Annotated in this window: 13 protein-coding genes; 9 read left to right on the plus strand and 4 right to left on the minus strand. The window is 38.2% G+C overall.

All coding sequences use genetic code 11. The features are described from left to right. Positions 1–23: 23 nt before the first annotated feature. The 4 genes from H4J67_RS10965 to fdxA all read right to left on the minus strand — a co-directional run bounded on the left by H4J67_RS10965 (position 24) and on the right by fdxA (position 3,161). Entirely contained in the window at positions 24–1,385 is a 1,362-nt protein-coding gene (locus tag H4J67_RS10965) for an MATE family efflux transporter (protein ID WP_182172015.1), read from the minus strand. Positions 1,386–1,534: 149 nt separating this feature from the next. Next, positions 1,535–1,756, minus strand: a complete 222-nt coding sequence (locus H4J67_RS10970; protein WP_182172011.1) for a CPXCG motif-containing cysteine-rich protein — start codon at positions 1,754–1,756, stop codon at positions 1,535–1,537. A gap of 128 nt (positions 1,757–1,884) precedes the next feature. Continuing rightward, complete coding sequence (locus tag H4J67_RS10975) at positions 1,885–2,769, minus strand: fructosamine kinase family protein (protein WP_259368574.1); 885 nt, start codon at positions 2,767–2,769, stop codon at positions 1,885–1,887. Positions 2,770–2,831: 62 nt separating this feature from the next. Continuing rightward, the gene (gene fdxA / locus H4J67_RS10980) at positions 2,832–3,161 is read right to left on the minus strand and encodes a ferredoxin FdxA (protein WP_182172008.1); all 330 of its coding nucleotides are present in this window, start codon (positions 3,159–3,161) and stop codon (positions 2,832–2,834) included. A 141-nt stretch (positions 3,162–3,302) separates the two neighbouring features. On the opposite strand from fdxA, the gene H4J67_RS10985 reads away from it, so the two are divergent. The 9 genes from H4J67_RS10985 to pheS all read left to right on the plus strand — a co-directional run bounded on the left by H4J67_RS10985 (position 3,303) and on the right by pheS (position 13,015). Continuing rightward, on the plus strand, positions 3,303–4,946 hold the full coding sequence (locus H4J67_RS10985; protein WP_182203746.1) for an NAD(P)/FAD-dependent oxidoreductase: 1,644 nt from the start codon (positions 3,303–3,305) through the stop codon (positions 4,944–4,946). Positions 4,947–5,086: 140 nt separating this feature from the next. After that, positions 5,087–6,997, plus strand: a complete 1,911-nt coding sequence (gene thrS, locus H4J67_RS10990; protein WP_070373747.1) for a threonine--tRNA ligase — start codon at positions 5,087–5,089, stop codon at positions 6,995–6,997. 115 nt (positions 6,998–7,112) lie between these two features. Beyond that, a complete protein-coding gene (gene infC, locus H4J67_RS10995) occupies positions 7,113–7,667 on the plus strand; it encodes a translation initiation factor IF-3 (protein ID WP_070373746.1) in 555 nt (184 codons plus the stop codon). Positions 7,668–7,881: 214 nt separating this feature from the next. Next, complete coding sequence (rpmI, locus tag H4J67_RS11000) at positions 7,882–8,076, plus strand: 50S ribosomal protein L35 (RefSeq protein WP_070373745.1); 195 nt, start codon at positions 7,882–7,884, stop codon at positions 8,074–8,076. Between the two features lie 15 nt (positions 8,077–8,091). Continuing rightward, positions 8,092–8,451 (plus strand): 50S ribosomal protein L20, encoded by a 360-nt coding sequence (gene rplT, locus H4J67_RS11005; protein ID WP_070373744.1) that lies wholly within the window; start codon positions 8,092–8,094, stop codon positions 8,449–8,451. Between the two features lie 275 nt (positions 8,452–8,726). Then, positions 8,727–9,830 carry a phosphoribosylaminoimidazolesuccinocarboxamide synthase gene (locus tag H4J67_RS11010; protein ID WP_182203748.1) on the plus strand — a complete coding sequence of 368 codons (1,104 nt, stop codon included), beginning with the start codon at positions 8,727–8,729 and terminating at the stop codon, positions 9,828–9,830. 329 nt (positions 9,831–10,159) lie between these two features. Further along, the gene (locus H4J67_RS11015; RefSeq protein ID WP_182203750.1) at positions 10,160–10,498 is read left to right on the plus strand and encodes a P-II family nitrogen regulator; all 339 of its coding nucleotides are present in this window, start codon (positions 10,160–10,162) and stop codon (positions 10,496–10,498) included. 22 nt (positions 10,499–10,520) lie between these two features. After that, positions 10,521–11,819 carry an ammonium transporter gene (locus H4J67_RS11020; RefSeq protein WP_182203752.1) on the plus strand — a complete coding sequence of 433 codons (1,299 nt, stop codon included), beginning with the start codon at positions 10,521–10,523 and terminating at the stop codon, positions 11,817–11,819. A gap of 215 nt (positions 11,820–12,034) precedes the next feature. After that, positions 12,035–13,015: a phenylalanine--tRNA ligase subunit alpha gene (gene pheS / locus H4J67_RS11025; protein WP_070373741.1), complete on the plus strand. Its 981-nt coding sequence runs from the start codon at positions 12,035–12,037 to the stop codon at positions 13,013–13,015. The last annotated feature ends 9 nt before the right edge of the window (positions 13,016–13,024 follow it).

A 13,024-nucleotide genomic window follows, 5' to 3' on the forward strand; every position in this document is an offset into this window, starting at 1 on the left:
TTAAATAATTAACTGTTTGCTTATTAATGCGCCATTTCGACTCTTTTTTGAATGATACTGAGTCGCCAAGCTAATAATACAGCTGCGGTTGTTAAGCCAAAAATTATACCAATCCAAAAACCATAAGGACCAATCGGGTCAATTATCCAGTTGGTTAACCCTAAAATCAGCCCTAAACTTAAGCCAATGACCCAATATGAAAAGAAAGTAATGTATAAAATAGACTGTGTATCTTTATAGCCTCGCAATGCTCCCGCAGAAATAACTTGTATTGCATCGGAAAACTGAAATAAAGAAGCTAAAAACATGAGGCTAGCGGCTAACTCAATCACTTTTCTATCTAGCGTATATATTTCTGCGATGGGGTAGCGTAAAGCAATCGTTAATAGTGCAGTACCAACCGCAATAACAAGTGATAATATCAGTGAATAATTGCATATTTCTTTCGCTTTAGCTAAATCATGATTACCAACGGCATAACCCACTTGTATAGTCACGGCCATAGCTAAACTTAATGGCACCATAAATACTAAGCCTGAAAAGTTAATGGCTATTTGATGGCTTGCAACAACCTCTGCGCCAAAGGGCACCAGAATAATGGCGACTACGGCAAATAAACTCACCTCAAACAGTAATGACATTGCAATAGGAAAACCGATCGTCAGTATTTCTTTTATTTCTAGCCAGTTTGGCCAGTAAAAACGTTCAAATAAAGAGGCATGTTTTAATTTTTTTGATACGTAACAATAAATAAACATCGAGACAAACATAACCCAATAAACGATAGCTGTGGCGATACCACAACCGGCACCACCTAGTGCAGGCATGCCAAACTCACCGTAGATAAAAATATAATTAGCCGGAATATTAATTAACAAACCTATGATACTGATAATCATTGTTGGTTTGGTATGCGATAAACCTTCAGAGTAGTTTCTTAAGACAAGATATAAACAAAAACCTGGCCCCCCCCAAACGATATAGCCTAAGTAATCAAAAAGTAATTGTTTTAAATGGCTTTCTAGTGGGATTTGTTCAATGACTAAGGGGGTGATCGCATAATATAGAACGATCAACAACAGACCTAAGGTTAATGCTATCCATGCGGTTTGATAGGTCGCTTTGGCAACATAATGGAATTTTTTTGCTCCAGCAAGTTGCGATACTATGGCAGCAAGTGCCATGACTAAACCATATATAGTTAGTATTAAGGGTAGCCAAACACTGCTAGCAACCGCTACTGCAGCCATGTCGGTAGCACTCACTCGACCAGCCATCACCGTGTCTGCAAATCCCATTAGGGTTTGTACAAGTTGAGCGATCAAAATAGGATAAGCCAATTTCATTAGGCTTTTGGTGTTTTTTCTAAAGTCAGTAATATTCATTAGGGAAAAGTGCTTATAAAACCATCATTTTAAGAAGAAAAATGATCAAGATGAGAATGATATAGGTTTAAAGCAGTTGTGCAATGTTTCTCTAGTGAATTTAGCCTTTATAAAAAACAATGGTGAAGCGAAAACACGAGTAATAATTACTAAAAAACTTGTTCGTCATCACTGTCTATCGCTAATTGAATTTTTTGGCGGTATTCATCAATATGCATATTTAAGTGAATATCTCGACAACAAGAAGGGCACTCTTCGTAATAATCTTGATCACCAGCCGATGTATCTAAAGATAAATGTAAGTGATGACCGCAATGAGGGCAGCTAATACGTTTTTCTTTTATCGCTTGTAAGCTTGATTCCTGGGACATTTTGCCTCCTAGATTCTTTTGGTTACTGATGATTAAGTATGTTCATATTTGCAAAAATCGCTAACAAAATAAAAATAAAGTTGTCTAAATTATTTAACTTACTGTGTGCAATCAATTTTATTTTAACATTAATGTAATGATAAAATTCGAGATAACAAAGCTCTCGATTGATCAATATAGATACCACCAAATAGATTTGCATGATTTAGGATATGATAAAAATTATAAATGAGTTTTCGTTGTTCATACCCTTCAACAAGGGGGAAGATATCTTGATAACCTTGATAAAAATCATAAGGTAGTTGACCAAATAGTTCGGTCATCGCAATATCGACTTCTCGGTCACCATAATAGCAAGCGGGATCATAAATGACTGATAAAGAGTCTGTGAAACCTAAGTTACCCATCCATAAGTCACCATGAACTAGGCAAGGTTTAACGTCGTGATGATTTAATGCGTCGTGACAAATATCAGTAATATAGTCAATGTTACCCAGAGTTATTGATTTTTCGCTCAGTAATTGTAATTGCCAAGCAACTCGTTGTTCTGCGAAGAAGGTTTTCCAATTACTACGCCAGTTGTTCGGCTGTAAAGTGTCGCCAATATAATTGTCGTGTTGCCAACCAAATTGTCCATGTGACGAACCTTTATGCATCAAGGCGAGTTGTGCACCTAAATTATACCAATGTTTTTCGGTAGCGTGTGAAAATGGAATGTAATCAAGCACAATAAAGCTTTTATCAAGGGTGCTTCCTAATGCTATAACTTCGGGGCAAGTGATTTGTTTAAGAGAACGTATTTGATTTAGGGCGTAAGCTTCTGATTCAAAATGGTTGAAGTGATTCTTATCTTTAATTTTAATAAAGTAATGATGTTGCTTATTGCTGAGTTGGTAAGCTAAATTGCTTTCACTTGTTGAAATAAGGCGCTTTTTTTCAATAGTGAATTGCTCACCGGTTTCAGTTTTGATTGCTTGCTCAATAGATTGCCACATAATGCACCAATTATTCATTGACCCTGATTGTCTGAGTATAGTTAATAATTGAGCAATGTGTTTATTTTGCTGAGCTGATTTTAATTCTCAATAATTAAGTGAGCTATTTTATTGGGTACGCCATCCCATTCTTGTGCATCGCCAGGTGCGGGTTTTACTTCGGTTATTCTCGGCCATACTTTAGCTAACTCAGCATTGAGTTCGATAAATTCTTTTTGATCTTCAGGTACCTCATCTTCATGATATATGGCGCCTGCGGGGCATTCAACCGGACATAAGTCACAATCAATACAGTCTTCAGGACTGATGACTAAAAAATTAGGACCTTCGTAAAATGCATCCACTGGGCATACTGCTACACAGTCGGTGTATTTACATTTTATACAATTGTCGGTAACTACAAATGCCATAACGTACTCTTTTGATGAGATGAAATATTTTCGAGCTGATCATACCTAGCTTAGCAATAATTTCAATTGTTGATTTAACTGAGAGGTATGTTCAGGTAAAATGCCGAAAAATTCCCTTTTCTCTTTTTGGAACCGCTCACTATGTTGCGTTTAACAAATATCCAACTGCCGCTTGATCATGAAGAAGCTGATTTAAAACTGGCTATTCTAGATACATTATCAATTTCTGACGATCAGCTAATTGATTTTACGGTTCATAAGCGCGGATATGACGCACGTAAAAAAGCAAAAATAGTGTTGATTTATACGCTTGATGTAGACACTCGCCTTAATGAAGAATTACTTGAAAAATTTGCTAAAGACAGCCAAGTAAAAGTAAGCCCTGACATGAGCTACAATTTTGTTGCCCAAGCACCAGAAGACTTATCACAACGACCTGTTGTTATTGGCTTTGGTCCATGTGGCTTATTTATCGGATTAGTACTTGCTCAAATGGGATTTAAGCCGATTATTTTAGAGCGCGGTAAAGAAGTACGTCAACGTACTAAAGATACCTTTGGCTTTTGGCGCAAAAAAATACTCAATACTGAATCTAATGTACAATTTGGTGAGGGTGGTGCAGGTACTTTTTCTGATGGTAAACTCTATAGCCAAGTTAAAGACAAGAAACATTATAGCCGTAAAGTGCTGCATGAATTTGTTGATGCAGGCGCGCCTGAAGAAATTTTATTTGTGAGTAAACCGCATATTGGTACCTTTAAGCTCGTTACTATGATTGAGCAAATGCGCGCTAAGATTATTGCGCTTGGTGGTGAAATTCGTTTTGAACAACGCGTTGACGAATTTCATTTTGATGAAGAGCAAGGTACTGATGGACACAAACGTATTAATGGCTTAACGCTGGCCAGTGGCGAACGTATTGATACCAATTATGTTGCTTTAGCCGTAGGTCATAGCGCACGAGATACCTTTGAAATGCTTGTTAAAAATAAAGTCTCGGTCAAAGCTAAACCTTTTTCAGTTGGCTTTCGCATAGAGCATGAGCAATCAGTTATTGATGATGCACGTTTTGGTGACAATGCCGGTAATGAAATATTAGGCGCTGCAGATTATAAATTAGTACACCATTGTAATAATGGTCGAAGTGTTTACAGCTTCTGTATGTGTCCTGGCGGAACTGTAGTTGCAGCGGCATCAGAAGAAGGGCGTTTAGTGACTAATGGTATGAGTCAATACTCGCGTCATGAACGTAATGCGAATAGCGCAATTGTTGTTGGTATTGAACCTAGCGACTTTGCTAATAAAGATGACCCTTCAGATGTATTATCGGGTATTGAATTTCAACGCCGTTTAGAAGAAACCGCCTTTAAACTCGGTGGTGAAAATTATGATGCGCCAGTGCAGTTGGTGGGTGACTTTCTTGCTGGGCGTAAAAGCGGTGAGCATGGCGAAGTTAGCCCTTCATACAAGCCCGGCGTTAAATATTGCGACCTAAGTGAAACCTTACCTGATTACGCCATTGCCGCTATTCGTGAAGCATTACCTGCCTTTGAACGTAAGATAAAAGGTTTTTCAATGAATGATGCGACATTAACGGCTGTTGAGACAAGAACATCATCAACTATTCAAATTACCCGTGATAGAGAGTCACTGCAAAGCATTAATGTTGAAGGTCTTTATCCGGCTGGTGAAGGTGCTGGTTATGCAGGTGGTATATTATCAGCGGGTATTGATGGTATTAAAGTCGCAGAAGCGATGGCACTAGCAATGATGGCTAAAAGATAAGTCTGTCTTTATATTGCAAATAAAGGGGAATTCCCCTATATTTGCGACCTCAAATATTTCCCAAAAGAAATAGTTTATATTATTAAAAATATATTCAAGCGTCACTTTGTGTGTGACGCCACTGAAATAAAGGAAAATTAATGCCTGTTATCACTCTCCCTGACGGTTCAAAACGTTCATTCGACAATGCAGTATCGGTAATGGATGTTGCCTTAGACATAGGACCTGGTCTTGCTAAAGCAACCATCGCGGGTCGTATCGACGGAAATCTTGTTGATGCTTGTGAATTAATTACCCAAGATGCTTCTTTACAACTTATCACTAATAAAGATAACGAAGCTCTTGAAATTATTCGTCATTCTTGTGCGCATTTACTAGGGCATGCTATTAAGCAGTTATATCCCAATGTTAAAATGGCGATTGGACCAACGATTGATAATGGCTTTTATTATGATATTGACCTTGAAGAGTCAATTACCGAAGACGATTTAGTCAAACTTGAAAAACGTATGACTGAACTAGCGCGCACTGGTTATGAAGTTGTTAAGAAAACAGGTTCATGGCAAGACGCTTACGATGCGTTTACCGAGCGTGGTGAAACCTACAAATTACAAATTCTTGATGAAAACATCGAGAAAACAGATACACCTGCTTTATATCATCACCAAGAATACATTGATATGTGTCGTGGTCCTCATGTACCTAGTATGCGTCATTGTCATCATTTTAAATTGATGAAAGTTGCTGGTGCTTATTGGCGTGGTAATTCTGACAACAAAATGTTGCAACGTATTTACGGCACAGCTTGGGCTGATAAAAAGCAACTTAAAGCGTATATCGTTCGTTTAGCAGAAGCTGAAAAACGCGATCACCGTAAAATTGGTAAAACACTAGATTTATTTCATTGGCAAGAAGAAGCACCAGGCATGGTGTTTTGGCATAACGATGGTTGGACAATTTACACTGAGTTAGAGAAATTTATTCGTGAAAAATTACATGAATATGATTATGACGAAGTTAAAGCTCCGATGATGATGGACAGAAGCCTTTGGGAAAAATCAGGTCACTGGGAGAAATATGCCGACGGTATGTTCACCACTGAGTCTGAAAAGCGTGAATACGCGATAAAACCAATGAACTGTCCAGGTCATGTACAGATATTCAACCAAGGTTTGAAATCGTACCGCGATTTACCTTTACGTATCGCTGAGTTTGGTTGTTGTCATCGTAATGAGCCATCAGGTTCATTACATGGCTTAATGCGCGTTCGTGGTTTTACTCAAGATGATGCTCATATTTTCTGTATGGAGTCACAAGTTCAAGCCGAAGTAAAAAAATGTATCGAGATGGTATACGATGTCTATGGTTCATTTGGTTTTGAAGATGTTGTTGTTAAATTATCAACGCGTCCTGAAAATCGCATTGGTAGTGATGAAATTTGGGACAAAGCTGAAGCGGGTCTTGCACAAGCATTAACCGACAGCGACATCAAATTTGAATATTTGCCAGGCGAAGGAGCATTTTATGGTCCTAAGATTGAATTTACCTTAATGGATTGTTTAGGTCGTGCTTGGCAATGTGGTACAGTGCAACTCGATTTTGCTTTACCAGAGCGTTTAGGCGCAACTTATGTTGGTGAAGACAACGAAAGATACATCCCAGTGATGATTCATCGTGCTATTTTAGGTTCACTTGAGCGTTTTATTGGAATTTTGATTGAAGAGTTTACCGGGAAGTTTCCGACCTGGTTATCTCCAATTCATGCAACTGTGATGAATATTACCGACAAACAGGGTCAATATTGTGAAAAAGTTGTTAAAAAACTAAAAGAAAGTGGATTTAGAGTAAAACTAGACTTGAGAAATGAGAAGATAGGCTTTAAAATCCGCGAGCACACTTTGAAGCGTGTTCCATATTTGTTAGTTGTTGGTGACAAAGAAATGGAAGCAGGCGAAATCGCTATTCGAACGCGAAGTGGTGAAGATTTAGGCAAAATGTCTGTTGATGACTTTATTTCTAAACTAAGTGAAGAAGTTAACTCTCGCAGTTAGCGTTTAAATTACTTATAATAACGTTTATAACATACATCAAAATATTTTATTAATCTGAGTAGTTGTTAAGTTAAAAATAACACCAGCTACTCGGAACAAAGTTCTTTGGAGGAACATGGCTATTAAAGGTGGACAACGAGGCGGGCAAAAAGAGCCAGCACATCGTTTAAATGAGTTAATTACAGGTATTGCTGATAATGAAGTTCGTTTGATTAGATTTGACGGAGAGCCTGGTGGCATCGTCACATTAGATGAAGCAATGGATCAAGCTGACGAAGCTGGTGTTGATCTTGTTGAAATAAGCCCTACGGCTAAACCTCCTGTACTCCGTGTTATGGATTACGGTAAGTTTATCTATGAAAAAGCTAAAGAACAAAAAGAACAACGCAAAAACCAGAAACAGATACAGGTTAAGGAAATTAAATTCCGTCCTGGAACAGATGAAGGCGACTATCAGGTAAAACTACGCAACCTGAAGCGCTTTTTAGAGGGTGGCGATAAAGTTAAAGTAACTTTACGTTTCCGTGGTCGTGAAATGGCTCACCAAGAACTCGGTTTACAACTACTAACTCGCGTTAAAAACGATTTAGAAGAGTTAACTGTACTTGAATTCTTCCCGCGTCGTGCGGAAGGAAGACAAATGGTGATGGTACTAGCACCTAAAAAATAATCAATAACCGGTATTTCAAGTAACTTAGTTTGATGCAAATTAAAATAAGTTCACCATTATTGATTTTAACGGGTAACTTTAGGCCTGAAAGTAAAAACTAACGTTTATTTTTTTTTATCCTTAAATAAACGCGTTAAGTTTTTCGCCTAAGTTGCTAAATTTCAATGGCAATGTTTATGTGTAATAGCACAAACATGAATGCGGAGTAATATTCATGCCTAAAATGAAAACTAACAAAGGTGCTGCGAAGCGCTTTAAAAAAACAGCCTCTGGCTACAAGTTCAAACAAGCTGGCCTTCGTCATATCTTGACTAAGCGTCGTACTAAAGTTAAACGTCATCTTCGTGCTAAGTGCATGATTTCGGCAGCTGACATTAAGTCAGTTAAAAAACTTTTACGTCACGGTTAATAGGAGAGATATAGAATGGCTAGAGTAAAACGTGGTGTACAAGCTCGTGCACGTCACAAGAAGGTTCTAAAGCAAGCTAAAGGTTATTACGGAGCACGTAGCCGTGTTTACCGTGTTGCTTATCAAGCAGTAACTAAAGCAGGTCAGTACGCTTACCGCGATCGTCGTCAACGTAAACGTCAATTCCGTCAGCTTTGGATCACTCGTATAAATGCAGCAGCTCGCATAAACGGTTTATCTTACAGTGTTTTCATTAATGGTCTTAAAAAGGCTGCTATTGAAATCGATCGTAAGATCCTAGCTGATATTGCAGTATACGACAAAGCAACATTCACATTCTTAGTTGAAAAAGCGAAAGCTGCTTTAGCTGCATAGAACTTGAAAAAGCTTTGAGATAAGGACGCCATTAGGCGTCCTTTTCTTTTTTTAATCATACTAACTTGTTCTTTAGCTCACTTTCTGCGTTTTAAAGTACTTACTAATAGTTATTAGCTCCGTTCTTTACTTTGGAAATTAAACTAAACACCTTGGTTATAATGTATTAAAATGTTTTTATTAATTATACCGAATACTATTTTATCTTTTGGGATAACGCGCAAAGATATTATTCGCTACAATTAATATTAACTTGATAATTAAGGTTTAAACCGATGAGTCTTGCAGATCAAATTTTAGCGGTAAATAATGATTTACCTATTCGTACCGATGCACCAGTTCACAGCGGTAAAGTGCGCAGTGTTTATTGGTTAACCGACGCGGATAGTAAGCGACTAATTCAAGAGAAAGGCTATGATGTTGCCGACGACACACCTTTAGCCATTATGGTTATTAGTGATCGTATTTCTGCTTTTGAATGTATTTGGCAAGGCGAAGGTGGTATGCAAGGTGTACCTGGAAAAGGTGCATCACTGAATGCTATATCAAATCATTGGTTTAAATTATTTAAAGATCAAGGTCTAGCCGATAGTCATATTCTTGATATTCCACATCCGTTTGTTTGGATCGTACAAAAAGCTAAACCTGTAATGATTGAAGCTATCTGTCGTCAGTATATTACTGGTTCTATGTGGCGTTCATACGTAAAAGGTGAACGTGAATTTTGTGGTATCGAATTAGCTGAAGGATTATTGAAAGATTCAAAGCTACCTGAACTTCTACAAACACCTTCAACAAAAGGTATTTTAGAAGGCATTCCGGACGTTCCTGCGATTGATGATGTTAATATTACTCGCAAAAATATTGAAGATAATTTTGAAGCCTTTAATTTTAAGACGCCTGATGATATTACTTTATACGAAAAATTATTAACGGAAGGTTTTGACGTTATTTCTGATGCGTTGGCAAAGCTTGATCAAATCTTTGTAGATACTAAATTTGAATTTGGCTATGTAAAAGATAAAGCGGGCAACGACAAGTTAATTTATATGGACGAAGTGGGTACGCCTGATTCTTCACGTATTTGGGATGGCGAGCAATATCGTGCCGGTAAAGTGGTTGAAAACTCGAAAGAAGGTTTCCGCCAATTACTTTTAGCACATTTCCCTGATGCTGATATTTTATTAAATAAAAATCGCATGGACGAGCGCTTAGCTTTAGCTCGTAACAATGAGTTACCGGCATCCGTGTTAATGGATGTATCGCAAACATACACAGCGATCGCTGAGAAAATTACCGGTCAAAAAATTGTTTTGACTGCTAACCCTAAAGCTGAAATTATTGATATTTTACGCGAGCAGTATCAGCTAATCGATTAAGTTGTTATTGTCTCTGCTTAAAAGCCCTACACCCGTAGGGTTTTTTTTTGTGCGCTATTTATCATCTCTAACCTTTGCTAATACTAACCCTTTAATTTTGCCCTTTACACCTTGTTTAAAATATAAAACCTGACTAATGGTCGTAATTTGCGCACCAATGTGGTGTTTGGGTTGTGCTTTTGTGCAATATCTTGGTGCATTTGAGCGATGTGATATTCATTATTGTTTTTTAACTTCATGTTTTTTAATTGATTGTCTCTTTGGGCACAAATGGTGCTTGAATAAATTTATATAAACAATCTTAAATAATATGCACTAAAGGTGAACAAATGAAGTTGATAACCGCAATAATCAAACCTTTTAAACTCGATGATGTTCGTGAAGCACTCAGCGAGATAGGCCTAGAAGGATTAACGTTAAGCGAAGTTAATGGTTTTGGGCGTCAAAAAGGTCATACCGAACTTTATCGTGGTGCCGAATATGTTGTCGATTTTTTACCAAAAATGAAACTTGAGCTCGCTGTTAAGGATGAAATGGTTGAGCGTGTTATCGACACTATTCTAGAAACAGCGCAAACAGGAAAAATAGGTGACGGTAAGATATTTGTCACTAACATCGAACGTATTGTTAGGATCAGAACAGGTGAAACAGATAATGAAGCTATTTAAACGGTTACACTCAAGCGTAACGATGAATAAAGTATTAACACTTTTTGTTTTACTTTTGTCCGTGGTCGCCTTGCCGAGTTTTGCCAGCAATGACGAATTGAACGGCGCGAATACGGCGTGGATCCTCACATCTACGGCTCTAGTCCTAATGATGACCTTACCCGGACTCGCTTTATTTTACGGTGGATTAGTTCGACGTAAAAATATTCTTTCTATTCTTATGCAGTGTTTTTCAATTGCTGCTCTTTCTTCGATACTTTGGTTTGTGGTCGGTTATAGCTTAGCCTTTGGTGAAGGTAATGCGTGGATAGGTGATTTTAGCAAAGTACTTATGATGGGAATAACCAAAGAAACCCTTGTTGGTGATATTCCAGAAAGCTTGTTTGCTTTATTTCAAATGACGTTTGCGGTTATTACTCCAGCACTTATTATTGGCGCTTATGCAGAAAGAATGAAGTTTTCTGCAGTCTTAATCTTTAGTGGCTTATGGTTGCTAGCGGTTTATGCTCCGGTAACTCATTGGGTTTGGGGCGGGGGTTGGTTAGGCCAAATGGGCATTTATGATTTTGCCGGTGGTATTGTGGTGCATATTACCTGTGGTGTTGCTGCATTGGTTGCTGCTGTTGTTTTAGGCCCTCGATATGGTTTCCCTCGAACGCCTATGTTGCCACATAACTTAACCATGACTATTACGGGAGCAGGTTTGCTTTGGGTCGGTTGGTTTGGTTTTAATGGTGGTAGTGCCTTAGCCGCCAATGGTGACGCAGCAATGGCCATGTTAGTCACGCATTTATCCGCTTCAGCAGGTGCACTGACTTGGGCTGCTATTGAATGGAAAAAATTTGGTAAAGCGAGTGTCTTAGGCGCTGTAACGGGCATGGTTGCCGGCTTAGGGACAATAACACCTGCATCCGGTTTTGTTGGCCCAGGTGGCGCGCTCGTTATAGGGATTTCTGCGGGTTTTATTTGTTTTTATTCAACGGTCTATATTAAACAAAAGTTAAAAATTGACGATTCTTTAGATGTCTTTCCCGTGCATGGTGTTGGGGGTATTTTAGGCACTTTATTAGCGGGTGTGTTTTCTTCTACAGAGCTAGGCGCTTTTAGTGGCTATGGTTATGCAGAGGGTATCACCACGATGTTAGAGCAGGTTAGTGTTCAATTAGTGGGAATTGGCGCTGTTATTGTCTATACCGCGGTTGTCTCTTACGTGTTATTTAAGCTTGTTTCCTTGATGACTAAAGGTTTAAGGGTTGATAAAGAACAAGAAATAACAGGCCTTGATTTAATCGAGCATGATGAATCAGGGTATAATTTGTAGTTAAATTTTGTGATTTAGACGTCAGAAAACAGCAAGGCCTTTAGTGAAATAGAGGCCTTTTTCTTATCTGAGCTGTTTTTTCAGTAAAAGCACTCTTTTCACTACATAATCAATTGATTTTTGTGTAAAATCATACACCATTTATATTAATACCATCAGTCTAGCCAAAACCTTCAAATTTACTGAACGGTTTTAGAGCCGTTTTAGAGGAACTCATGAATTTAGACGATATAATATTGCAGGCAGAACAAGCTATTTCTGCAGCAAAAGATCCAGTAGAGCTTGATCAAGTTCGCGTTAATTTTTTAGGTAAGAAAGGTTTGTTCACTGAGCAAATGAAGGGCTTAAGTAAATTACCTAAAGAAGAAAAGCCTAAAGCAGGGCAAGTGATCAATATTGCTAAGCAGCAAGTGCAAAAATTATTAACCGAACGTGGTGAGTTATTACGTGCAGAGGTTATTGCTAAACAGTTAGCTGCTGAGTCTATTGATGTAACATTGCCAGGGCGAAGTAATGACCTAGGTGGTTTACACCCAGTAACACGTACTATTGAGCGTATAGAAAGCTTTTTTGGTGATTTAGGTTTCTCTGTTAAAGAAGGTCCTGAAGTTGAAGACGATTTTCATAATTTTGATGCACTGAATATTCCAGAGCACCATCCTGCACGTCAAGACCATGACACTTTTTACTTCAATCCTAAGTTAGTTTTACGTACACAGACTTCAGGTGTACAAATTCGAACTATGGAAAAAGAGCAACCGCCTTTACGTATTATATCTCCGGGCAAGGTTTATCGGAATGATTACGATCAAACGCACACGCCAATGTTCCACCAAGTTGAAGGCTTAATGGTTGATAAAGATGTTAGCTTTACGCATCTTAAAGGTATTTTACACGACTTCCTACATCACTTTTTTGAAGAAGAAGTTGAAATTCGTTTCCGTCCTTCTTATTTCCCTTTTACTGAACCTTCAGCAGAAGTCGATATTATGGGCAAAAATGGTAAATGGTTAGAAGTTTTAGGTTGCGGTATGGTTCATCCTAACGTTTTAAAATCAGTAGGTATTGACCCTGAAGTATACACAGGTTTTGCTTTTGGTATGGGCGTTGAACGCTTAACCATGTTGCGCTACGGTGTAAACGATTTACGTTCATTCTTCGAAAATGATCTTCGCTTCTTAAAACAGTTCAAGTAGGAAAGCCAA

Origin of the sequence: Colwellia sp. BRX10-4, assembly GCF_014077465.1 — a bacterium.
Taxonomy (GTDB): Bacteria; Pseudomonadota; Gammaproteobacteria; order Enterobacterales; family Alteromonadaceae; genus Colwellia_A.

What these genes read in the sequence shown, in the direction of transcription:
- rplT (WP_070373744.1), top strand. Translation starts at nt 8,092, where the DNA reads ATGGCTAGAGTAAAACGTGGTGTACAAGCTCGTGCACGTCACAAGAAG.
- H4J67_RS10970 (WP_182172011.1), bottom strand. Translation starts at nt 1,756, where the DNA reads ATGTCCCAGGAATCAAGCTTACAAGCGATAAAAGAAAAACGTATTAGC.
- pheS (WP_070373741.1), top strand. Translation starts at nt 12,035, where the DNA reads ATGAATTTAGACGATATAATATTGCAGGCAGAACAAGCTATTTCTGCA.
- H4J67_RS11020 (WP_182203752.1), top strand. Translation starts at nt 10,521, where the DNA reads ATGAATAAAGTATTAACACTTTTTGTTTTACTTTTGTCCGTGGTCGCC.
- H4J67_RS11015 (WP_182203750.1), top strand. Translation starts at nt 10,160, where the DNA reads ATGAAGTTGATAACCGCAATAATCAAACCTTTTAAACTCGATGATGTT.
- H4J67_RS10985 (WP_182203746.1), top strand. Translation starts at nt 3,303, where the DNA reads ATGTTGCGTTTAACAAATATCCAACTGCCGCTTGATCATGAAGAAGCT.
- rpmI (WP_070373745.1), top strand. Translation starts at nt 7,882, where the DNA reads ATGCCTAAAATGAAAACTAACAAAGGTGCTGCGAAGCGCTTTAAAAAA.
- fdxA (WP_182172008.1), bottom strand. Translation starts at nt 3,161, where the DNA reads ATGGCATTTGTAGTTACCGACAATTGTATAAAATGTAAATACACCGAC.
- H4J67_RS10965 (WP_182172015.1), bottom strand. Translation starts at nt 1,385, where the DNA reads ATGAATATTACTGACTTTAGAAAAAACACCAAAAGCCTAATGAAATTG.
- thrS (WP_070373747.1), top strand. Translation starts at nt 5,087, where the DNA reads ATGCCTGTTATCACTCTCCCTGACGGTTCAAAACGTTCATTCGACAAT.
- H4J67_RS11010 (WP_182203748.1), top strand. Translation starts at nt 8,727, where the DNA reads ATGAGTCTTGCAGATCAAATTTTAGCGGTAAATAATGATTTACCTATT.
- H4J67_RS10975 (WP_259368574.1), bottom strand. Translation starts at nt 2,769, where the DNA reads ATGAATAATTGGTGCATTATGTGGCAATCTATTGAGCAAGCAATCAAA.
- infC (WP_070373746.1), top strand. Translation starts at nt 7,113, where the DNA reads ATGGCTATTAAAGGTGGACAACGAGGCGGGCAAAAAGAGCCAGCACAT.